The 21,933-nt window shown below is 68.2% G+C and carries 21 protein-coding genes and 1 riboswitch; of the genes, 4 read left to right on the top strand and 17 right to left on the bottom strand.

What is annotated here, in order from left to right; translation table 11 throughout:
- Window positions 1-108 precede the first annotated feature (108 nt).
- Complete coding sequence (locus ACV229_RS19690; protein ID WP_448084774.1) at window positions 109-1,044, bottom strand: DMT family transporter; 936 nt, start codon at window positions 1,042-1,044, stop codon at window positions 109-111.
- Window positions 1,045-1,368: 324 nt separating this feature from the next.
- Between ACV229_RS19690 and gloA the strand changes: the two genes are divergently transcribed.
- Window positions 1,369-1,758 (top strand): lactoylglutathione lyase, encoded by a 390-nt coding sequence (gene gloA / locus ACV229_RS19685; RefSeq protein WP_448084773.1) that lies wholly within the window; start codon window positions 1,369-1,371, stop codon window positions 1,756-1,758.
- A 106-nt stretch (window positions 1,759-1,864) separates the two neighbouring features.
- Here the strand turns inward: gloA and ACV229_RS19680 are convergent, their stop codons facing one another.
- From ACV229_RS19680 to glyQ, 5 genes are read right to left on the bottom strand one after another with little or no spacing between them, the layout of a single operon-like run.
- Window positions 1,865-2,776: a M48 family metallopeptidase gene (locus ACV229_RS19680; RefSeq protein ID WP_448084772.1), complete on the bottom strand. Its 912-nt coding sequence runs from the start codon at window positions 2,774-2,776 to the stop codon at window positions 1,865-1,867.
- Window positions 2,777-2,825: 49 nt separating this feature from the next.
- Window positions 2,826-3,590, bottom strand: a complete 765-nt coding sequence (locus tag ACV229_RS19675) for a lysophospholipid acyltransferase family protein (protein WP_448084771.1) — start codon at window positions 3,588-3,590, stop codon at window positions 2,826-2,828.
- A 43-nt stretch (window positions 3,591-3,633) separates the two neighbouring features.
- Window positions 3,634-4,197, bottom strand: coding sequence for a D-glycero-beta-D-manno-heptose 1,7-bisphosphate 7-phosphatase (gene gmhB / locus ACV229_RS19670; protein WP_448084770.1), 564 nt, complete (start codon window positions 4,195-4,197; stop codon window positions 3,634-3,636).
- A gap of 10 nt (window positions 4,198-4,207) precedes the next feature.
- The gene (gene glyS, locus ACV229_RS19665) at window positions 4,208-6,307 is read right to left on the bottom strand and encodes a glycine--tRNA ligase subunit beta (protein WP_448084769.1); all 2,100 of its coding nucleotides are present in this window, start codon (window positions 6,305-6,307) and stop codon (window positions 4,208-4,210) included.
- Window positions 6,308-6,329: 22 nt separating this feature from the next.
- A complete protein-coding gene (gene glyQ / locus ACV229_RS19660; protein WP_010090741.1) occupies window positions 6,330-7,334 on the bottom strand; it encodes a glycine--tRNA ligase subunit alpha in 1,005 nt (334 codons plus the stop codon).
- 358 nt (window positions 7,335-7,692) lie between these two features.
- Here glyQ and ACV229_RS19655 point away from each other — a divergent pair, with 358 nt between their 5' ends.
- Complete coding sequence (locus ACV229_RS19655; RefSeq protein ID WP_448084768.1) at window positions 7,693-9,327, top strand: hypothetical protein; 1,635 nt, start codon at window positions 7,693-7,695, stop codon at window positions 9,325-9,327.
- A gap of 282 nt (window positions 9,328-9,609) precedes the next feature.
- Here the strand turns inward: ACV229_RS19655 and ACV229_RS19650 are convergent, their stop codons facing one another.
- From ACV229_RS19650 to miaB, 9 genes are all read right to left on the bottom strand, one after another.
- The gene (locus ACV229_RS19650; RefSeq protein WP_448084767.1) at window positions 9,610-9,888 is read right to left on the bottom strand and encodes a hypothetical protein; all 279 of its coding nucleotides are present in this window, start codon (window positions 9,886-9,888) and stop codon (window positions 9,610-9,612) included.
- Window positions 9,889-10,118: 230 nt separating this feature from the next.
- Window positions 10,119-10,253, bottom strand: coding sequence for a hypothetical protein (locus ACV229_RS19645; protein WP_448084766.1), 135 nt, complete (start codon window positions 10,251-10,253; stop codon window positions 10,119-10,121).
- 223 nt (window positions 10,254-10,476) lie between these two features.
- Complete coding sequence (gene lnt / locus ACV229_RS19640; RefSeq protein WP_448084765.1) at window positions 10,477-12,177, bottom strand: apolipoprotein N-acyltransferase; 1,701 nt, start codon at window positions 12,175-12,177, stop codon at window positions 10,477-10,479.
- Between the two features lie 86 nt (window positions 12,178-12,263).
- Window positions 12,264-13,151, bottom strand: coding sequence for an HlyC/CorC family transporter (locus tag ACV229_RS19635; RefSeq protein WP_448084764.1), 888 nt, complete (start codon window positions 13,149-13,151; stop codon window positions 12,264-12,266).
- A gap of 290 nt (window positions 13,152-13,441) precedes the next feature.
- Window positions 13,442-13,597, bottom strand: coding sequence for a hypothetical protein (locus ACV229_RS19630; protein ID WP_448084763.1), 156 nt, complete (start codon window positions 13,595-13,597; stop codon window positions 13,442-13,444).
- A gap of 107 nt (window positions 13,598-13,704) precedes the next feature.
- On the bottom strand, window positions 13,705-14,337 hold the full coding sequence (locus ACV229_RS19625; protein WP_448084762.1) for a gamma-glutamylcyclotransferase: 633 nt from the start codon (window positions 14,335-14,337) through the stop codon (window positions 13,705-13,707).
- A 15-nt stretch (window positions 14,338-14,352) separates the two neighbouring features.
- Window positions 14,353-15,132 carry an rRNA maturation RNase YbeY gene (gene ybeY, locus ACV229_RS19620; RefSeq protein ID WP_448084761.1) on the bottom strand — a complete coding sequence of 260 codons (780 nt, stop codon included), beginning with the start codon at window positions 15,130-15,132 and terminating at the stop codon, window positions 14,353-14,355.
- Window positions 15,133-15,300: 168 nt separating this feature from the next.
- Window positions 15,301-16,347, bottom strand: coding sequence for a PhoH family protein (locus tag ACV229_RS19615; protein WP_448084760.1), 1,047 nt, complete (start codon window positions 16,345-16,347; stop codon window positions 15,301-15,303).
- A 25-nt stretch (window positions 16,348-16,372) separates the two neighbouring features.
- Window positions 16,373-17,746: a tRNA (N6-isopentenyl adenosine(37)-C2)-methylthiotransferase MiaB gene (miaB, locus tag ACV229_RS19610; RefSeq protein WP_448084759.1), complete on the bottom strand. Its 1,374-nt coding sequence runs from the start codon at window positions 17,744-17,746 to the stop codon at window positions 16,373-16,375.
- 386 nt (window positions 17,747-18,132) lie between these two features.
- On the opposite strand from miaB, the gene ACV229_RS19605 reads away from it, so the two are divergent.
- Both ACV229_RS19605 and ribB read left to right on the top strand, forming a co-directional pair.
- Window positions 18,133-18,816: a helix-turn-helix domain-containing protein gene (locus tag ACV229_RS19605; protein ID WP_448084758.1), complete on the top strand. Its 684-nt coding sequence runs from the start codon at window positions 18,133-18,135 to the stop codon at window positions 18,814-18,816.
- 273 nt (window positions 18,817-19,089) lie between these two features.
- Window positions 19,090-19,239: riboswitch (FMN riboswitch) on the top strand.
- Window positions 19,240-19,356: 117 nt separating this feature from the next.
- Complete coding sequence (ribB, locus tag ACV229_RS19600; protein WP_448084757.1) at window positions 19,357-20,085, top strand: 3,4-dihydroxy-2-butanone-4-phosphate synthase; 729 nt, start codon at window positions 19,357-19,359, stop codon at window positions 20,083-20,085.
- A 7-nt stretch (window positions 20,086-20,092) separates the two neighbouring features.
- On the opposite strand, the gene ACV229_RS19595 is transcribed toward ribB, so the two are convergent.
- Together ACV229_RS19595 and iolG are read right to left on the bottom strand one after the other, a co-directional pair.
- A complete protein-coding gene (locus ACV229_RS19595) occupies window positions 20,093-20,779 on the bottom strand; it encodes an HAD family hydrolase (RefSeq protein ID WP_448084756.1) in 687 nt (228 codons plus the stop codon).
- Between the two features lie 111 nt (window positions 20,780-20,890).
- A complete protein-coding gene (gene iolG / locus ACV229_RS19590; RefSeq protein WP_448084755.1) occupies window positions 20,891-21,877 on the bottom strand; it encodes an inositol 2-dehydrogenase in 987 nt (328 codons plus the stop codon).
- Window positions 21,878-21,933 lie beyond the last annotated feature (56 nt).

The following is a 21,933-nucleotide window of genomic DNA, read 5'->3' as shown; positions in this document are numbered from 1 at the left end:
CTGCGGCCGTGCGACCGGATGCGCGTGTGCGGCCGCGCGGCGCAGGCACCGGTTTCGCGAGCGGCACGGCGCGAGGGGTGCACGCGCAGGCAGCGCGCGCCGAATGCGTTAAATCCGCTTGAGCGCGGGCGCGTTGACGAGCCCGATGCCGGCCAGCACGAGCGCGGCGGCCGACATGAAGCGCCAGCCGACCGATTCGCCGAGCAGCAGCACGCCGAACGCGACGCCGAACAGCGGCGACAGGAACGTGAACACCGACAGCCGCGACGCAATGTAGCGGGTCAGCAGCCAGAACCACGACAGGTAGCTGACGAACGCGACGATCACCGCCTGGTACGCGAGGCTCGCGATCGCAACGGGCGTCACGCGCGCGAACGATACCTGGCCGAGCAGCGCGGCGAGCGCGAGCAGCACGACGGCCGACACCGCGAGCTGGTAGAACAGCGTCTTGCTCGCGCTCGCGTGCTGGAGCGATGTCGAGCGCACGACGACGGTCGTCGCGGCCCACATCGCGCCGCCGAGGATGCCGAGTGCATCGCCGGCGAGCCCCGCGAGCACCGACGCGCCGGGGGCCGGCGGCTTCAGGAAGCCGTCGGCGAACGCGAGCGCGATGCCGGCGAACGCGAGCCCGACGCCGGTCCACTGGACGCGCTTCAGGCGTTCGCCCGGCGCGAACAGGTGCAGGCCGAGCGCGGTGAAGCACGGCGCCGTGTACAGGAAGATCGCCATGTGCGACGCGCTCGTCAGCGTCAGGCCGAAGAACACGCAGACGAATTCGCCGGCGAACAGCGCGCCGGCCGCGAGTCCGGGGCCGAACGTGCCGTCCGCGCGGAACAGCGCCGTGCCGCGCGCGCGGGCCCAGCCCCACAGCAGGAGGGCCGCGACCAGCGAGCGCAGGCCGGCCTGGAACATCGGCGGGATCGCCGCGTTCGTGCTCTTGATCGCGACCTGCTGGAAGCCCCAGATCGCGCACAGCAGCAACATCAATCCGACCGCGCGCGCATCGAGCGCGCGACGCGCCGGGGTGGCGGCAAACGTGGTCATCGGCCGGCCTCGCAGCAATGGACGAACGGCGGGGCAGACGGTGGAGTCGGGCAACTGGCGCGTTCGACGCGCTCGAATCGGTGGTTTCGCACGGCGGTCTGGCTGAGTGAAGGGGGCGCGACGGGCTGCGGGCGGCGGGCCGGGCGGAAACGCGCTGATCCGGGCTGACCCGGCCGGCCGCGGCGCCGGCCGGCGACGCGCGAAGTGGACGGATATTACCCGATCGGCGCGCCGTGCGCCGGCGGTCGCGGGCGCCGCCGGCGGGATTCACCCGACTCTGGTAGAGTTTTCGGTTCTGGAAAGTCCCCACAAGGAGTACAAGCCATGCGTATGCTGCATACGATGCTGCGAGTCGGCGATCTCGACCGCTCGATCAAGTTCTACACCGAATTGCTCGGCATGAAGCTGCTGCGTCGCAACGATTATCCGGAAGGCAAGTTCACGCTCGCGTTCGTCGGCTACGAAGAGGAAAGCAAGGGCACGGTGATCGAGCTGACCCACAACTGGGACACCGCGTCCTACGACCTCGGCACGGGCTTCGGGCATCTGGCGCTGGAAGTCGACGATGCATACGCGGCCTGCGAGCGCATCAAGGCGCAAGGCGGCAAGGTCACGCGCGAAGCGGGCCCGATGAAGCACGGCACGACCGTGATCGCGTTCGTCGAGGATCCGGACGGCTACAAGATCGAGTTCATCCAGAAGAAGGCGCACTGAGCGCCGGATGAGCGAGCCGCGGCGCGCGTTGCGTGCCGCGCAGCGCGAAACGGGCGGCACGGGGAATCCCGCGCCGCCCGTTTCCGTTTTTGCTCGAGAACAGCGACTACAGCGACGGCAGCAGCTCGGGCGGATGATGCTTGAGCGTATGCCGCGCTTCGCGGAATTCCGGGAAGATCGATTCGACGGTCTGCCAGAAGGCAGGGCTGTGGTTCATCTCGCGCAGGTGGGACAGCTCGTGCGCGACGACGTAATCGACGATCGACATCGGGAAATGGATCAGCCGCCAGTTCAGGCGGATCTTGCCGTCGCTCGAGCAGCTGCCCCAGCGCGTCGCGGCCGACGACAGCGCGTACATCGAATACGTGACGCCGAGCTTTTCCGCATAGAACCCGAGGCGTTCGCCGAAGATCCGTTTCGCCTCGCCCTGCAGCCAGCCCTGCACGCGGTCCTTGATCTGCTGCGCGTCCGCTTGCGCGGGCAGCGGCAGCGCGAGCCGCTGCGTGTCGCCGTCGAACCCGACGGCGCCCGCGCCGAGCGCGATCGTCACCGTCTTGCCGAGATACGGAAGCTGCGCGCCGTCGCGCCAGTCGATCTGCGGCAGCGCGCGCTGCTCGGTGCGCGTCTTCCATTCCGCGAGCTTCGCGAAGATCCAGCGCTGTTTCTCGGCGATCGCCGCTTCGATGTCGGCGAGCGTGACCCAGCGCGGCGCAGTGATCGTGAGCCCGCTGCCGTCGATCGTGAAGCCGATCGTGCGGCGCGCGGAGCGCTTCAGCCGGTATTCGAGCACGCGGCTGTCGAGCGCGAACGTGCGCACGCGCGAGCGGTCGGGCGCATGATCGGGAACGGGGACGGGTGCGGGCACCGACGGAGCCGGTGCCGCCTCGTTCGGCGCCGGCGGCGTGGCGGGCGCGGTGGGCGACGACGGCGCGGCGGCCGGCCCGTCGAAGAGCGGCAAATCCAGCTGGCGATGATCGAGGGCTACGACGGCGGGTCGTGGCCGCGGACGCTTCTTCATCAGTTCGCTTCGTCTTGTCGTACGCAACAACGGATGCAGCCGGGGAGAATCAGACACGTGCGGCATTGCGCCTTTCCGCATCGCCGGACGCACGGTACGCGTCCGGATCGATGCGGCGCATTTCCGCTTCGATCCATGCTTCGACCTCGGAGTTCACTGCGTCGGGCGTGCGACCCTGGGTGTCGATCGGCTTGCCGACCGACACGGTGACGACGCCCGGATATTTCGTGAACGAATTGCGCGGCCACACATGGCCTGCGTTGTGCGCGATCGGCACGACCTGCGCGCCGGTCTCGATCGCAAAGCGCGCGCCGCCCGTCTTGTACTTACCCTGCTTGCCGACCGGCGTGCGCGTGCCTTCCGGGAACATGATCACCCACGCGCCTTCCGCGAGCCGCTTCTTGCCCTGGCTGATCACCGAGACGAATGCGTTCTTGCCTTCCTTGCGGTTGATGTGGACCATGTGCAGCATCCCGAGCGCCCAGCCGAAGAACGGCACGTACAGCAGCTCGCGTTTGAACACGTAGCAGAGCGGCCTCGGCATCAGCGCCGGGAACGCGAGCGTCTCCCACGCGGACTGGTGCTTCGACAGCAGCACGGCCGGGCCGTCGGGCAGGTTCTCCATGCCCTCGATCCGGTAGCGAATGCCGTTCAGCCAGCGCACGACCCACAGCGTGGACTTGCACCAGCCGGCCGCCATCCAGTAGCGTGCGTCGGGGCGCAGGAACGGGAACGCGATGAAGCACGCGGTTGCATATGGCACCGTGTACAGGACGAAATAGATCAGCAGCAGCAGGGAGCGGACAAAGCGCATCGGCGTGAGTCTGGCGTAAGGGAGGATGCGCGCGGCGGCCGCATCACTCGTGTTCGTGTGAAAGGAAGTCGAGCGCGAACGCGCGCAGGTCGTCGTGCACCTTCGTGCCGGGCGGCAGGTTGCCCGCGGCGAGCGTCTTCCTGCCCTTGCCGGTCAGCACCAGATGCGGCTTGAAGCCGAGCGCGACGCCCGCCTGCAGGTCGCGCAGCGAATCGCCGACGACCGGCGTGTGATCGGGATCGATCTCGAAGCGCTCGGCGATCATCTGCATCATGCCGGGCTTCGGCTTGCGGCAGTCGCAGTGGTCTTCCGCCGTGTGCGGGCAGAAGAACACCGCGTCGATGCGCGCGCCGACCGCCGCCGCCGCGCGATGCATCTTCAGATGCATCTCGTTCAGCGTGGCCATGTCGAACAGGCCGCGGCCGATGCCGGACTGGTTGGTCGCGACGACCACGCGATACCCCGCGTGGTTGAGCCGGGCAATCGCCTCGAGGCTGCCGGGCAGCGGGATCCACTCGTCGGGCGTCTTGATGAACGCGTCCGAATCGACGTTGATCACGCCGTCCCGGTCGAGGACGACGAGCTTCCTGTTGGGACTGGTCGGCATCGTGCGGCCCTTATGCGGCGAGCTTCGAGATGTCCGCGACGCAGTTCATCTGCTGGTGCAGCGCGGCGAGCAGCGCGAGGCGGTTCGCGCGCAGCGCGGGATCCTCGGCGTTGACCATCACGTCGTCGAAGAACGCATCGACCGGCGCACGCAGCGCGGCGAGCGCCGACAGCGCGCCCGTGTACGCACGCGCCTCGAGCTGCGACTGCACGCGCGGCGTCACGGCCGCGAGCTGTTCGTGCAGCGCCTTCTCGGCCGCTTCGACGAACAGCGTCGGCTGCACCGCGCCGTTCGCGCTGCTTTCCGACTTCTTCAGGATGTTCGAAATCCGCTTGTTCGCGGCCGCGAGCGCTTCGGCTTCCGCGAGGTGCGTGAATTCGCGCACCGCGTCGAGGCGCGCGACGATGTCGTCGAGGCGCGCCGGATTCAGGCTCAGCACCGCGTCGACTTCGCCCGCCGTGTAGCCGCGTTCGCGCAACAGGCCGCGCAGGCGGTCCATGAAGAACGCGAAGATCGCGTCGGTCGATTCGGCGACTTCCGGCACGTTCGCGAAGCGCGCGTGAGCGACGCGCAGCAGCGACACGAGATCGAGCGGCAGCTGCTTCTCGAGCAGCACGCGCAGCACGCCGAGCGCATGGCGGCGCAGCGCGAACGGATCCTTCTCGCCGGTCGGCGCGAGGCCGATGCCCCAGATGCCGACGATCGTCTCGAGCTTGTCGGCGAGCGCGACCGCGGTCGACACGGGCGTCGTCGGCAGCGTGTCGCCGGAGAAGCGCGGCTGGTAGTGCTCGGTGCACGCGATCGCGACGTCGTCCGGCTCGCCGTCGTGGCGCGCGTAGTACGTGCCCATCGTGCCCTGCAGCTCGGGGAACTCGCCGACCATGTCAGTCAGCAGGTCGGCCTTCGCGAGGCGCGCGGCGCGCTTCGCGTGCGCCACGTCGGCGCCGATCGCGGGCGCGATTTCGCCGGCCAGCGCTTCGAGGCGCTCGACGCGCGCGAGCGCCGAGCCGAGCTTGTTGTGATAGACGACGTTCGCGAGCAGCGGCACGCGGTCGGCGAGCGGCTTCTTCTTGTCCTGCTCGAAGAAGAACTTCGCGTCGGCCAGGCGCGGGCGCACGACGCGCTCGTTGCCTTCGATGATCTCGCCCGGCGTCTTCGTCTCGATGTTCGACACGATCAGGAAGCGCGAGCGCAGCTTGCCGGTGACGTCGGTCAGCGCGAAATACTTCTGGTTGGTCTGCATCGTCAGGATCAGGCATTCCTGCGGCACCTGCAGGAATTCGTCCTCGAAACGGCACGGATAGACGACCGGCCATTCGACGAGCGACGTCACTTCGTCGAGCAGCGATTCGGGCATCACGACCGTGTCGCCGTTCGCGTGTTCGTTCAGCTGCGTGCGGATCGTGTCCTTGCGATCGCCGAAGTGCGCGATCACGCGGCCCTTGTCGCGCAGCGTGTCCGCATAGGCGCCCGCGTGCGAGATCGCGACGAGGCCGTCGGACAGGAAGCGGTGGCCGAGCGTCGTGTCGCCGGCGTCGATGCCGAACGCGGTGACGGGCACGATGGTCGCGTCGTGCAGCGCGGTCAGGCGATGCACGGGCCGCACGAACTGCACGTCGCTGCCGTCCGGGCGCTGGTAAGTCATCACCTTCGGGATCGGCAGCTTCGCGAGCGTCTCGTCGAGCGCGGCCTGCAGGCCGTCGGCGAGCGTCGAGCCGGCGGCTGCGTAGTTGATGAAAAACGCTTCGGCCTTGCCGTCCTGCGCGCGCTCGAGATCGGCGATCGACAGGTTCGGGTGGCCGAGCGCCGCGAGCTTCTTCGCGAGCGGGGCGGTGGGCTTGCCTTCGGCGTCGAGTGCGACCGACACCGGCAGCACCTTTTCACGGACCTGCTTTTCCGGTGCGACGGCGCGCACGTTCTGCACGACGACCGCGAGGCGGCGCGGCGTTGCATAGCGTTCGAAGACGAGCTCGCCTTCGATCAGGTCGCGCGCCGCGAGGCGTTGCGCGAGGCCTTCGGCGAACGCGTCGCCGAGGCGCGCGAGGGCCTTCGGCGGCAGCTCTTCGGTCAGCAGTTCGACGAGCAGGGGGGCGGGATGATTGTGCGTCATGATGTGAGGAAATCTCGTCTCGTCAGTCCTGATCGATCTTGCGTTCGACCTTCAGCGGCGGCACCCAGGCCGGCTGCGCGGCTTCCTGGGCATCGGTGGTGAGGCCCGGCACGCCCGGCGGGTTGCCGAGCATCGGGAAGCCGAGCTTCTCGCGCGATTCGTAGTACGCCTGCGCGACGAGGCGCGACAGTGCGCGGATGCGGCCGATGTACGCCGCGCGCTCGGTCACCGAGATCGCGCCGCGCGCGTCGAGCAGGTTGAACGTGTGGCCGGCCTTCAGCACGAGTTCGTACGCGGGCAGCGCGAGCTGCGCGTCGATCATCCGCTTCGCTTCCGCTTCGTAGCTGTTGAAGAACGTGAACAGCAGGTCGACGTTCGCGTGCTCGAAGTTGTACGTGGACTGCTCGACTTCGTTCTGGTGGTACACGTCGCCGTAGGTCAGGCGGCGCAGCTCGGGGCCGTCCGGGCCCTGTTCTTCCCATTCCGTCCAGATCAGGTCGTACACGTTCTCGACCTTCTGCAGGTACATCGCGAGACGCTCGAGGCCGTAGGTGATTTCGCCGAGCACCGGCTTGCAGTCGAGGCCGCCGACCTGCTGGAAGTAGGTGAACTGCGTCACTTCCATCCCGTTCAGCCACACTTCCCAGCCGAGGCCCCACGCGCCGAGCGTCGGGTTCTCCCAGTCGTCCTCGACGAAGCGCACGTCGTTCTGCTTCAGGTCGAAGCCGAGCGCTTCCAGCGAGCCGAGGTAGAGATCGAGGATGTTCTCCGGCGCCGGCTTGAGCACGACCTGATACTGGTAGTAGTGCTGCAGGCGGTTCGGGTTCTCGCCGTAGCGGCCGTCCTTCGGGCGGCGCGACGGTTGCACGTAAGCGGCGCGCCACGGCTCGGGGCCGACCGCGCGCAGGAACGTGTGGACGTGCGACGTGCCTGCGCCGACTTCCATGTCGATGGGCTGGAGCAGAGCGCAACCCTGCTTGTCCCAGTAGGACTGCAGCGTCAGGATGATTTGCTGAAACGTAAGCATGAATAGCCTTCGTGGCGCGGGCGCTCCGTTGCGGGCGGCATCCCGGGCGGTGACCGGGACGGCGGCTCGCGCGGCGGCGCGGCTTGTTAGTGTGCTGAAACATGCAATTTTACCGGATCGGCGCGGGGATGCGGCCGGAACGGGGGCGACGGGGGTGTCGACCCGTCGCCGGCCGGTCTCGCGCGTCGCCGCCGCGGCCCCGTCCGGCCTTTCCGCGGGGGCTCTGGCGAGGCCTTTCGGCGGTGTCATTCGTCATGCATTGTCAGGCGCGCGGAACGTCGTGTGTTGCCGGCGCTAAGATGCGCGTATCGTCGCGCGCGTGGCATGCGCCGCCCATCCAACCGCCGTTCCAGACCGCATGGCCGATTCGACCGACATCCTCGTTCCGCTCCTCCCGCCGCTGCAGGCGCTGCTCGCGGAGGCCGCCGACGCGCAGGCGCGCGGCGAGCACGCCGCGCGCGATCTCTGGCTTGCGGCCGCCGCGCACCTGCACGCCATCGATGCGGACGCGCTCGCGCAGCTCACGTCCGCGCTCGCCGGGCGCGGACGCACGGCCGACGCGGTCGCGCTCGCCGAGCTCGGCGAGCGCCTGCATCCGAACGCGGCCGCCCGCTTCAACCTCGGCTATGCGCTGCAGATGGCCGGCCGTCACGCGGAGGCGGTCGCGCCGTATCGCGCCGCGCTCGCGAGCGAACCCGACCTGCCGTCGCTGCGCAACAACCTGGCGATCGCGCTGCGGCTGTCGGGCGGCGACCGCGCGGAAGAAGTCGCGCTACTCGAAGAAGCCGTGACCGTCGACCCGCGCGACGTGCAGGCCTGGATCAACCTGGTCGTCGCACGGTTGGCGCAGCACGACCTGACGGGTGCGCTCGCGTGTGCGGAGCGGCTTGCGTCGATCGCGCCGGACAACGCGCTCGCGATGAACAACGTGTCGATGGCGATGAAGGAGGCGCAGCGCTGGGACGACGCCGAACGCTACGCGGCGCGCGCGTGCGAGCTCGCGCCCGGCGATGCGTCGTTCCGCTTCAACCTCGCGATCGTCCACCTCGTGCGCGGCCGCTATGACCTGGGCTGGCGCGAGCACGAGGCGCGCTGGGACGGCTCCGGCGAACTGCGCGGCCGTCGGCCCGCGCTGCCGGGCCCGAGTTGGCGCGGCGAGCCGCTCGCCGGCAAGACGCTGCTCGTGTGGGGCGAGCAGGGGATGGGCGACGTGCTGCAGTTCAGCCGCTTCGTCGCACCGCTCGCCGAGCGCGTGCACCGCGAAGGCGGACGGCTCGCGTGGAATACCTTTCCGCAAGTGGGCGCGCTGATGCAGCGCAGCCTCGGCGCGTGCGCGGATCGCTTCAGCGCCGGCGGCGGCGTCGACGCGCTGCCGCCGTTCGACTACGAGGTGCCGCTGATCGGGCTGCCGCTGATGCTCGGCACGGGCGACGCGACGTTCGCGTCATCGGTGCCGTACCTGCGGGCCGATCCGCGCGCACGCGATGCCTGGCGTGCGCGCCTGGCGGACGAGCCGCGGCTCAAGGTCGGGCTCGTGTGGACGGGCAGCGCGGGGCACCAGCGCAATCCGTTCCGGCGCGTCGGGCTCGAGCGCTATGCGGCTGCGTTCCGGGGGATCGGCGGCGTTGCGTTCTATTCGCTGCAGCCGGGGGCGGATGCCGACGTCGCTGCGGGGCGTGCGGCCGGTTTCCCGATCGTGGATCACACCGCCGAACTGAAGAGCTTCGACGACACGGCCGCGTTCATCGGCGCGCTGGATCTCGTCATCACGGTATGCACGTCGGTCGCGCATCTGGCCGGCGCGCTCGGCGCCCGGACGTGGGTGCTGCTCGACGTGAATCCGCATTGGCCGTGGCTGCTCGAGCGGCGCGACAGCCCGTGGTATCCGAGCGCGACACTTTACCGGCAGCCGGTGTTCGGGGAGTGGGGGCCGGTGATGGACGACGTGGCGCCGGATTTGCGACGTCTGGCGGGCAGCAGGCCCGCGGCGTGACAGGGGCGGCGCTTTGGGCGGGGTGCCACGTCTCCAGAAATGGAGCGGTGGAGGGTTTCTGGTGGTGCGCAGCGGGTTGACGTCGCGATTCCGATTGCCAGTCCTTTCCCTTCGCTTTTGTTGAAAATTCTCGGCCGTCTCACCGGCAACGAAGCTGACCAGAAATTCGAGGACGTCGTTTCTCGTTGCGTGTGCCGCTCCGATATCAGGCGAGGCGGCGCGCGCAGTTACTAGTCCATGACGTTCGAGAGTAGGCCAAGGCCGAGTTTGACGTGTCGGCGGTCATTGATCGGCGCAGATGGCTTTCGATTTGCGCTGGCGGATGTGCTGCAGGGTGAGCATCAGGAGTCCCATGAGCGCTCCCAGTCCCGCCGACAGCATGACGACGAATATCCAGCTTCGCTGCGGCGCATCGGAGGGTGCAGCCAATGGCAGGCCGATGGCAGAAATGAGCGTGAATAAAAGAAAGGTAAGCAGGAACGCACGTAGCGGCTTCGTGCGTTGCTGTTCAAAATAGGCTTCCATCGCACCGGCGGCGAAGCTGAACAGGAGCTCCAGCATGTAGTTTCTCTGGGATGTTCATCGCGCCGCACGAGGCGACGCGATGTAAAAAATTACCCGCCTGATTACCAGCCTTTAAATCCGGAATACTGACCAAGGCCGAAATTGACACCCACCATGCCGGGGCGCCATGCGAGGTTCGCGGCAAGTCCGCCGCCGGATGCCACCATCAACGCACCGCCCGTTGCGCCGACCGCTGCACCTGTGCCTGCTGCCCAAGCTGCCCCTTGTCATGTCATTGGCTTATTGAAGAAATATTGGCTGCCGGCATACATTGCTAATCCGCCAAGTGCTCCAGGAATCATGCCGACCGGCCCCAATCCTCCCGACACTTTACGAATTTCGTTTTCCGACAGTACTTGCATCGTCATTTGCTTACCCTTGAATCAAGTTGGATGGGCATCGCGTCCGATACGCATCCGGGATAAGGCGCCTGATTGTTTTGCTGTCGAAAACCTTACCGCCATTGATGGTGCGGCGCAATGATTTGATAAAATCAAGATGGTTAATTGATTAATCATTTTTCTCGATATTATTTTCCGCCACGCTTGCGAACGCATGACGAATGTCATGCGTCCACTCACTGTACTATTTCGCGCGCGCCGACTTGCCGTCGCGCCGCCGCAGCCCCGGCCCGAACGTGAAGCCGAACGCGAGCAGGATGAACGACACCGCGAGCACAGCGGCGTTGCCGCTCGTCACGTAGGGCGTAAAGCCGCTCGTGCCTTCGATGCGCACGTCGAGCGAGCCGATCGTGAACGGCTTGAGCTGGCCAAGCACGCGGCCGTGCGCGTCGATCGCGGCCGTCATCCCCGTGTTGGTCGAACGCAGCATCGGCCGGCCCGTCTCGAGCGCGCGCATCCGCGCGATCTGCAGGTGCTGGTCGAGGGCGATCGTGTCGCCGAACCACGCGAGGTTCGTCACGTTCACGAGCACGCCGGGCGGCTGCGGATTGTCGCGGATCGTGGCCGCGATCTCCTCGCCGAAGATGTCCTCGTAGCAGATGTCGGCCATCACCGGCTGGTTGCGCACGAGGAACGGCTTCTGCACCAGCGCGCCGCGCGCGAAGTCGCCGAGCGGCATCTTCATCAGGTCGACGAACCAGCGGAAGCCCCACGGGATGAATTCGCCGAAAGGCACGAGGTGGTGCTTGTCGTAGTGGTAGATGTCGCGCGAGTTCGGCGTTACGCCATACAGGCTGTTCGTATAGTCGACGTAGCGCCCGTCCTCGGTCACCGACGCGCCGACCGCGCCGAACAGCACGGCCGAGCCCGTCGTGTCGCTGAACTTGCGGATCGCGACGGCAAACGGCTCGGGCAGCTCCTGGATCATCACCGCGATCGCCGTTTCCGGCGTGACGATCAGGTCGGCGGGCTTCTCGGTGATCATCTGCTGGTACATCTTGATCGCCGCGTCGATGCCGGCCTCCTCGAACTTGATGTCCTGCTTCACGTTGCCCTGCAGCAGCCGGACCGTGAGCGGCGCATTTGCCGGCACGGTCCACGTGGCCTGCGACAGCGCGAGGCCGGTCGCGACCAGCGCGACGGCGACGCCGGCCGGCGCCGCGATGCGCACGCGGGGATTGCCGCCCGAAATGCCGGCACCGCCGGCACCGCCCGCGCGCGCGGGCGACGGCCGCGCGGCGGCCAGCGCCTGCACGACGAGCGCGGCGAACAGCGCGAGCACCCAGCCGATCCCGTACACGCCCACGATCGCCGCAAACCCCGCGAACGGGCCGTCGACCTGCGGATAGCCGCTCGCGAGCCACGGAAAGCCGGTGAAGACGGTGCCGCGCAGCCATTCGCCGAGCGCCCACGCGCTCGCGAACGCGAACGCGCCGTGCCAGGTCGGCGAGAACGGCCGCGGGTCGGGCGTGCGCCGGTGCCACGCATGGCCTGCGCAGAACGACCACAGCCCGGCCGAGAACGCCGGGTACAGCGACAGGTACAGCGAGAACAGCACCAGCGCGCCGCCGGCGAGCGGCGCGGCCATCTCGCCGTACACGTGCATGCTGATGTACAGCCACCAGATGCCGGAGATGAAGTTGCCGAAACCGAACGCGCCGCCCGTCAGCGCGGCGCTCTTCCAGCTCGCGGTGCGCGTGAGCTGCGCGAAAAACCAGACGAATACGACGAGTTGCAGCCAGCCGCCGTGCGGCGTCGGCGCGAAGGTGAGCGTGTTGGCTGCGCCGGCGAGCAGCGCGGCCGGGTAGTGCCAGCGCGGCAGCGAGAGGCCGGGCGCCGGCGCGAACAGGCCGCCTGCCGGGCGGGACGGGATCGGATCGTCCATGTGAAGCGGGAGTGGGCGAGGCGGTTGAAGGGGTTGAATGGGACGCAGCCGGGCAGCGTGGGGGACGCCGCCCGGCTGCGTGGCGGTCAGTCCTCGTGCGACGTCTCGGCCCGGCGGCTCGCGAGCGGGTTGCGGCGCACGAGCAGCACATGGACCTGGCGTGCGTCGCCGCGCTGGATCTCGAACATGAGGTTGCCAAGCTGCAGCTTCTCGCCGCGGTGCGGGACGCGACCGAAATGGTGCGTGATCAGGCCGCCGATCGTGTCGACCTCGTCGTCGGAGAAATCGGTGCCGAACGTCTCGTTGAACTGTTCGATTTCCGTCAGCGCGCGCACGCGGTAGCGGCCGTCCGGCGCCGCGATGATGTTGCCGGCTTCCTCGTCGAAATCGTATTCGTCCTCGATGTCGCCGACGATCTGCTCGAGCACGTCCTCGATCGTGATCAGGCCCGCGACGCCGCCGTATTCGTCGACGACGATCGCCAAGTGGTTGCGGTTGACCCGGAAGTCGTGCAGCAGCACGTTCAGGCGCTTCGATTCCGGGATGAACACGGCCGGACGCAGCATCCCGCGCACGTCGAACTCGTCTTCCGCATAGAAGCGCAGCAGGTCCTTCGCGAGCAGCACGCCGATCACGTTGTCGCGGTTGTCCTCGTAGACGGGGTAGCGCGAGTGCGCCTTCTCGAGAACGAACGGGATGAAGTCTTCGGGCTTGTCGGCGATGTTGATCGCGTCCATTTGCGCGCGCGGCACCATGATGTCGCGCGCGCACAGGTCGGAGACCTGGAACACACCCTCGATCATCGACAGCGAATCGGCGTCGATCAGGTTGCGCTCGTGCGCGTCCTGCAGGATTTCCAGCAATTCGCCGCGAGATTCGGGCTCGGGCGAAATGAAGTCGGTCAGGCGCTCGAGCAGCGAGCGCTTTTCATGCGGTTTGTCGTTTGGCTTTCGACTGGGATACGAATCGTTCATGGTGGTGCGCCCGGTTCACATCGGAGCGCGCTGTCACGGAGTTGGCAAGGATACACCAAGGGCATGGCGCGACCGTGTCACCCCGGCCGGACGGCCAGGGCGGCGGCCGTGCAGGCCCCGCTTCGGGACGGGCGGGCGAGGGCGCCGCGCCGTCCTTCCGTTTCCATCCTATCTCAGAAAGGCGCCGCGGGGCAGCGGCAGACAAAATCCGGGGCTGGCCGGTCGGCCGGTCGGACGACGGGGTGCGCGCCGCGACGATTCGCCGCGACGCGCGGCAGACGCGGCTGCGCTCAGAACCGCATGCCGGCCGAGCAGCCGCCGGCGGCGATCCCGTTCGACGCGGCGCCGCCGCAGCCGAACACGCCGCAGCCGGACAGCGAGATGCCCGTGACGAGGACGAGGGTCAACAAGGCGGTCCTGCGGCGCAGCCAACCGGGCAGCTTCATGTGTGGCGTCCTTCGGAGATCGGAATGCCGGGGTTTGGGTTGGGTTGCGTTCGTCTGCATGCAGCGCCGCAGGTCCGCCGATAGGATCGGAAATCTCGGCGCGGGCGTCACCGGCAGCGCGCGAGCAGCGCTTCCAGCCCGCGATCCGGGATGCCGCTTGCGCGCAGCGCGTCGACCGTGCGGCTCACGTAGTCGAGCGTCGTGCCGTAGCGCCCGCATGCGCAGCCGAACACTTCCTTCACGACGCGATCGGGCAGCTTGCCCGTGTAGGTCGGCACGTCGCGGCGCATCACGAACGCGAGCGCCTTCACGCGTTCGCCGTTCTCGAGCGAGCACGGCAGCCATGCGGGCCGGTACGAGCCCATCGGCATCTCGCGCTTCCACAATGTCTCGAGGTGCGGCTGCGCGGTCGGGCCGGCCAGCCGGAACGCGATGCCGCTGCACGACCCGCCGCGATCGAGCGCCAGCACGAGGCCCGGCTGCTCCGGCGTGCCGCGGTTCACGCGCGACCACAGATAGAGGCCGCGGTGATAGCCGTGCACCTTGCCGCGCACCGCGTCGACGGTCGGCAGGCCCGGGTTCCAGATCAGCGACCCATAGCCGAACAGCCACAGATCCTGCTGTCCGTCCCAGTCGCGCATCGTGTGCGCGAGCGACGCCGCGAGCTCGTCTTCCGTCAGCAGCCGCCCTTCGCCGAGCGACGGCGGGTACGCGGACGGGAGCGTGGCGGCGATGCGCATCGGGGATGGGGCCGCTTACCGGTACGGGTTCGGAAAGCCGAGTTTCGCGAGGATGTCGACTTCGAGCGCTTCCATTTCGGCGGCGTCCTCGTCGCTCGTCTCGTGGTCGTAGCCTTGCGCGTGCAGCGCGCCGTGCACGAGCAGGTGCGCGTAGTGCGCGTCGAGCGGCTTGCCCTGCTCGCGCGCTTCCTTCTCGACGACCGGGCAGCACAGCACGAGGTCGCCGATCACGGTGCCGTCCGGCGCGTCGTCGTACGCGAAGGTCAGCACGTTGGTCGGATAGTCCTTGTGGCGGTAGCTGTCGTTCAGCTTGCGGCCTTCCTCTTCGCCGACGAAGCGCACGGTCAGCTGCGCGTCGACGAACAGCGCGGGCGCGATCCATTCGGCGATCAGCTTGCGCTTGGGGCACGCCTTGCGCACGTTGCCGGTGATCTCGTCGCCGTACTGGACGGCGAGGTCGAGCTCGGGTTCGCGGATCGCTTCGCCGTCGAGGCCGACGTCGCGCGGCGCGGGCTCGGCGCCGACGTGCAGCGTCACGCTGTCGTAGTGCTCGGGCTGCAGCGCGAGCTTTGCGCGCATCGACGGATCGGCGTGCTGCGCGACGATCGCGACGGCGGCTTCACCGGAGCTGCCCGACAGGTCGAACATCAGGCTGCGGCCGTCGGGAAAATCGATCCGCAGCCCCTGCGCATCGACTGACTTGACCTTGCCCTTCGCGTCGAACAGCGAAAGACGGAGCGTTTCGGACGTGGCCTTGTCGGCGCGGGCGGACTTGCGGGAGCGGGACGATTTCATGACGCGGCAGGCAATTGGAACGCGATGAGGATACACCAAACGGCCGATCCCACCCGAATTCGGCGGTGTCGCACGATGCCGGCGGAATTCGGGCGGGATCGGCCGAAAAAAAGCCCGGCGCGCTGTCGGGCGGGCCGGGCCGGGGTGACGTGGGGGCTCGGGGGCGCGTCACGCATCCTGGTGCTGCGCGTGGAACTCGTCGTACGCCTCGACGATCCGCGCGACGAGCGGATGGCGGACCACGTCGACGCTCGTGAAGCGCGTGAGCGCGATCCCGCGCACGCCGCCGAGCACCTGCTGCGCCTCGATCAGGCCGCTCTTCTGCGCGCGCGGCAGGTCGACCTGGCTCGTGTCGCCGGTGACGACCGCCTTCGAGCCGAAGCCGATCCGGGTGAGGAACATCTTCATCTGCTCGGGTGTCGTGTTCTGCGCCTCGTCGAGGATGATGAACGCGTGGTTCAGCGTGCGGCCGCGCATGTACGCGAGCGGCGCGATCTCGATCATCTGGCGCTCGAACATCTTCGCGGTCTTGTCGAAGCCGAGCAGGTCGTACAGCGCGTCGTACAGCGGCCGCAGGTACGGATCGACCTTCTGCGCGAGGTCGCCCGGCAGGAAGCCGAGCCGCTCGCCGGCCTCGACGGCCGGGCGCGTCAGCACGATGCGCTTGACCTGGTCGCGCTCGAGCGCGTCGACCGCGCATGCGACCGCGAGGTAGGTCTTGCCGGTGCCGGCCGGGCCGATGCCGAACGTGACGTCGTGCGACAGGATCTGCTTCAGGTACTCGCGCTGCGCGGGCGTGCGGCCGCGCAGGTCCGCGCGGCGCGTGTAGAGCTTCGGTGCGGGTTCGTCGAGCTCTTCGTCGTCGACGCGCATGACGGGCTCGTCGAACGGATGGTCGGGGTCGCCGCGGAACCGCACGTCGAGCGTGTCCTCGACGCGGCCGTTGCCGCCCGTGTGACGCACCTCGACGAGCGCGAGCTGGATGTCGTCGACCGACAGCGGATCGCGCGCACGGTTGTAGAAGTTTTCGAGCGCGGTGAGCGCGAGCTTGGCGCCGCGCCCGCGGATCGAGATCCGGTGGCCGCGCCGCTGCAGCGTGACGTCGAGCGCCTGTTCGATCTGCCGCAGGTTCTCGTCGAGCGGGCCGCAGAGATTCGCGAGGCGTGCATTGTCGTCGCGCGGCGCGGTGAATTCCAGTAGTTGGGTGGGCTTCAAAGTGGCGTCGGGCTCCTCTGGGAGGTCAGTGCGTGGCCGTGCTTGCGTCGTCGTGCGCGAGCACGAGCTCGCCGCGCAGCGAGTGCGGATACGCGTGGTTGATCTTCACGTCGATCATCTGGCCGATCAGGCGCGGGTGCGACGCGAGCGGCGCCGGGAAATTCACGACCCGGTTGTTCTCGGTGCGGCCCGCGAGTTCGTTCGGGTCCTTGCGAGACGGCCCCTCGACGAGGATGCGCTCGACCTTGCCGACCATCGACTGGCTGATGCGTGCGACGTTCTCCTCGATCGTCGCCTGCACATGTTGCAGGCGTTTGAGCTTGACCTCGCGCGGCGTATCGTCGTGCAGGTTCGCGGCCGGCGTGCCGGGGCGCGGGCTGTAGATGAACGAGAAGCTCGTGTCGTAGCTCATCTCGTGCACGAGCGCCATCATCTTGTCGAAGTCGGCCTCGGTCTCGCCGGGGAAGCCGACGATCAGGTCGGTAGACAGCGACAGGTCCGGGCGGATCGCGCGCAGCTTGCGGATCACCGACTTGTACTCGAGCACCGTGTAGCCGCGCTTCATCGCCATCAGGATCCGGTCGGAGCCGTGCTGGACCGGCAGGTGCAGGTGGTTCACGAGCTTCGGCACCTTCGCGTACATGTCGATCAGGCGCTGCGTGAATTCCTTCGGGTGCGACGTCGTGTAGCGGATCCGCTCGATGCCGGGGATGTCGGCCACGTATTCGATCAGCGTCGCGAAATCGGCGATCTCGGTCGAGCCGGCCGTCAGCGCACCCCGGTAGGCGTTCACGTTCTGGCCGAGCAGCGTGACTTCGCGCACGCCCTGGTCGGCGAGGCCCGCGACTTCGGTCAGCACGTCATCGAGCGGGCGCGACACCTCATCGCCGCGCGTGTACGGCACCACACAGTAGCTGCAGTACTTCGAGCAGCCTTCCATGATCGACACGAACGCGCTCGGGCCCTCGACGCGCGCGGGCGGCAGGTGGTCGAACTTCTCGATTTCGGGGAACGTGATGTCGACCTGCGCGCGGCCGCTCGAGCGGCGCTGGTCGATCATCTGCGGCAGGCGGTGCAGCGTCTGCGGGCCGAACACGAGGTCGACGTACGGCGCACGGGACACGATCGACGCGCCTTCCTGGCTCGCGACGCAGCCGCCGACGCCGATCAGCAGGTCCGGCTTCGCTTCCTTCAGCTCGCGCACGCGGCCAAGATCGGAGAACACCTTCTCCTGCGCCTTCTCGCGCACCGAGCAGGTGTTGAACAGGATGATGTCCGCGTCCTCGGGGGAGTCGGTCTTCTCGAGGCCTTCGGCGGCATTGAGCACGTCCACCATCTTGTCCGAGTCGTACTCGTTCATCTGGCAGCCGAAGGTCTTTACGTAAACTTTCTTGGTCATGGGGATTCGCCGTTCGCAGTGGTTGACCTGGGGGCGTCGTCAAGGGTGAATCGGGACGGCCGTCGTCCGGGCCGCGCAGCGGGCCGGTGCATGCACCCGGTGCACGCGAAGAAACAAGCCGTCGGAAAGCTTTCCATTATAGCTTTTCGTGCCGCCCCGGACGGCTGGCCGGTTGCGGCAGGATGGCGGTGCGGCGCCTGCGGTGTGGGTTCGGACCCCGGAGAAGCGCATTCCTCCGCGATGCTGATAACGGTGTGAAGATAACTTCGTTTGCCCGCATGGAGCCCGGTGATACGGTCTCGACACGCGCTCGATCGATGCGCAACCCGATTCCCATCCGGCACCAACCCATTCGCAGGGCCGCGTCGCGGCCCGGAGGCAATGCAATGTCTTCACCCCTGGCGCTCGTGCGCGATGTGTCTTCCTTCGAGTCCGGCGACGCGGCCGACGTCCGGACGCAAGCGTCGTTCGATGTCCTCGAGCAGGTCGTCGGCGTCAATCTCGCGCGGCTGCGCGCCGAGCGGCAGCTGTCGCTCGATGCGCTCGCGCGGCTGTCCGGCGTGTCGCGCGCGATGCTCGCGCAGATCGAATCCGCGCGCAGCGTGCCGTCGATCAAGGTGCTGTGCAAGATCGCCGCCGCGCTGAAAGTGTCGGTCGCCGCGTTCCTGCGCCGCCATGCGGTGAACGGCTTCGAGCATCTCGCGGCCGACCGCTCGGCGCGCGTCGTCAGCTCGGGCGGACGCTTCTCGGCGCGCGCGCTTTATCCGGAAGCCGAGCCGGCCGCCGCCGAGTTTCACGAGCTGCGGATCGCGCCGCTGCACACGGAGCCTGGGGTACGCCGCGCGCCGGGCACGACGGTCAATCTCGTCGTCAGCGAAGGCACGCTCGAGGTGAGCGTGCACGACCGCCGCCAGTTGCTCGCGACCGGCGACGCGATCGTGTTCGACGCCGACCAGCCGTACAGCCTGCGCAATCCCGGCGACAGCGAAGCGCGCGCGTTCCGCGTGACGGTGAGCCCCGAGGTGCCGCCGCGCTGGCTCGTGCCGGAGGCGGCGCGCGTCGCGGGCTAGGGTCCGTTATTGGGGCGTGATCCCGTGGGCGAAGTGCGGCGGCCCGGTGCGGTCCGCGCGGCGCGCGAATCGGTGATTGAGTCGGCCCGGGAACTGGCCGGTCAGCCGCCGCCAGCGACGGCCGATTCCCGGTGCATGCATGCGCCGGCCCGCCGCGACCAGTCCGTTCGGACGATTTCGTTAGACGGCTTCGTCAGTAGGGTTATGCATGTCGTTCGCTGCGCCGCGCGCGCAGCTGTTGTATGCTTTGCCGGCCGGATTTTCCGGTAATCAGTGCGTCTTCAGGGCGGGGCGGAATTCCCCACCGGCGGTAGGCTGGCGTAAGCCGGCGAGCCCGCGAGCGCCCGCGCAGTCAGCGCGGGGTCAGCAGATCTGGTCGAATGCCAGAGCCGACGGTCACAGTCCGGATGAGAGAAGATGTGCAGATAGTCATGTCCGTCAGGGCCGCTTCGCCGTGCGTGCGAAGCGGGTTGTCGTTCTGTCTGTTTGCAATGCCCTGAAACGTTTTTCGCCCATATCGTTTTGCGAGGAGCGTTTCACATGTCCTTTACGTCTTATCCGTCTTTCACGTCCCGTTCGTCGGCGCCCGCCGACGCCTTTGCCGATCTCCCGTTGCTCGATTCCGAACCGGTGCCGCCGCGCATCGCCGCCGCGCTCGACGCATTGCGCGCGGGCCGCGCAGTCGTGCTGCAGGACGATCACGACCGCGAGAACGAGGCCGACCTGATCGTCGCCGCCGAGCGGATCACGCCGGAAACGATGGCGCTGCTGATCCGCGAATGCAGCGGGATCGTGTGCCTGTGCCTGACCGACGACAAGGTGCGCGCGCTTGCGCTGCCGCCGATGGTGCAGACCAACGAGAGCCGCAACGGCACCGCGTTCACCGTGTCGATCGAGGCGCGCGAAGGCGTGCATACGGGCGTGTCGGCGGCCGACCGCGTGACGACGATCCGCGCGGCGATCGCCGACGACGCGACGCCGCACGACATCGTCCGCCCCGGGCACGTGTTTCCGCTGCGTGCGCAGCCGGGCGGCGTGCTCGCGCGCCGCGGCCACACCGAAGGGACCGTCGACCTGACGATCCTCGCGGGGCTGAAGCCGGCTGGCGTGCTGTGCGAGCTGATGAATCCGGACGGCACGATGACGCGCGGCGACGACGTCGCGCGTTTCGCGCAACGGCACGGCCTGCCGATGCTGACGATCGCGGAGCTGGTCGAATTCCGCGAGGCGCTGGCGGCCGCGCGGGAGCGGAGCTGCGAACCGGCCTGAGCGCCCGCTAGGACTGCACGTCGCCGAACTCGCCGCGCACACCGGCGGCGACGAGCGACGGCAGCTCGTCCATCTTCCGCATGATCCGAGTGATGCCCATCGCGCGCAGTGCATCCGCGTAGTTGTCGGGGATGTGGCTCGCGCCGACGAACGCGATCGTCTTCATCCCGGCCGCGCGCGCGGCGTTCAGGCCCGAAATGCTGTCCTCGACGACGACGCAGCGCCCGGGCTCGACGCCGAGCGTGCTCGCCGCGTGCAGGTAGACGTCCGGGTAGGGCTTCGGCCGTGCGACCTGCTCGGAGCTGAACACGCGGTCGCCGAAGATTTCGGTGAGCGCCGCGCGCTTCAGCGAGCTGCGCACGCGCGCGAGGCGGCTGTTTGACACGACCGCCGCGGGCAGGGTCACCTTCAGCAGCGCATCGCGCACGCCGGTGATGGGCGCAAGCGATTGCGCGAGACCGACTTCGATGTTGTGTTCGATCGTCTCGATGAAGTTGTCGGGCATCGTGATCCCGTAGCGCGTTTCGAGCCCCGCGAGGAAGCGCGACGTCTGCTGGCCGAACGCGGTCTTCGCGGCGGCTTCGAAATCGATGTGCGGGAACGTGGCGGACAGCGTGTCGAGCAGCACGCGGTCGGCGATGACTTCGCTGTCGACGAGCACGCCGTCGCAGTCGCAGATGAGGTGATCGAGCATGATGATGAAGAAGCGGGGCGTCGGCGACGCCGGACTGCCGCCATGATACGTGCTTTCACGCCCGCGCCGCCAACGGCGGGCCGGTCGCGCGGCCCGCCGCCGTTGCCGCCGTCAGATCTCGACCACGCGCCCCGTCTGCCACGACGTCATCGCCGCTTCGGCCAGTTCGAGCGCGGCGAGCCCGTCGTCGATCGTCGTCCTGACCGGCGAGCCGTCGCGCACCGCGTCGACGAAGTGCGCGATCTCGGCCGCGTACGCCTGCCGGTAGCGTTCGAGGAAGAACGGCTCCGGCACGTCGGCCGCAATGCCGCCGGCCGACCACGCGGTCACCTCGGTCGGCCGGACGTTGCCGGCCTGCAGCATGCCCTTGCTGCCAAGCAGTTCGAAGCGCTGGTCATAGCCGTACGCGGCGCGCCGCGACGTATTGATCTGGCACAGCAGCCCGCGCCTCGTGCGGATCGTGACGGCCGTCGAATCGATGTCGCCCGCTTCGTGCACGACCGGGTCGGTCAGGCAGCTGCCCGTTGCGTGCAGCGTCTGCGCTTCGTCGCCGAGGATCCAGCGGAACACGTCGAAATCGTGGATCAGCATGTCCTTGAAGATGCCGCCCGAGCTCTTGATGTAGTCGACGGGCGGCGCCCCCGGATCGCGGCTCGTGATGACCAGCATCTCGGGCGCGCCGATCTCGCCGCGTTCGACGCGCGCCTTCAGCGCCGCGAAGGTCGGATCGAAGCGGCGCTGGAAGCCGATCATGCACGTGATGCCGTTGCGCCGGACCGCGTCCGCGCATTCGCGTGATCGCGCGATGGTCAGGTCGATCGGCTTTTCGCAGAACACGGCCTTGCCGGCATTCGCGGCTGCGACGATCAGGTCCGCATGCGTATTCGTGCTGGACGCGATCACGACCGCCCGCACGGCGGGATCCCCGAGCGCCCGCTCGACGCCGACGGCCTCGGCGCCATGCGCGTGCGCAAGCGCCTGCGCCGACGGCGCGTGCATGTCGACCACGTACTTGAGCCGCGCGCCGGGCAGGCGCGCCAGGTTCGCCGCGTGAATCTTGCCGATTCGTCCCGCGCCGAACATCGCAAACTCGATCATCCTGTTCTCCTGTTGATTCCGTTTCTTCCCGATTTCACCGCGGCACGCGATGCTTT

The sequence above is a fragment of the Burkholderia sp. MR1-5-21 genome (assembly GCF_053427715.1).
The sequence above is the reverse complement of the archived record's forward strand: the minus strand, read 5'-3'. Positions and strand labels throughout refer to the sequence as shown.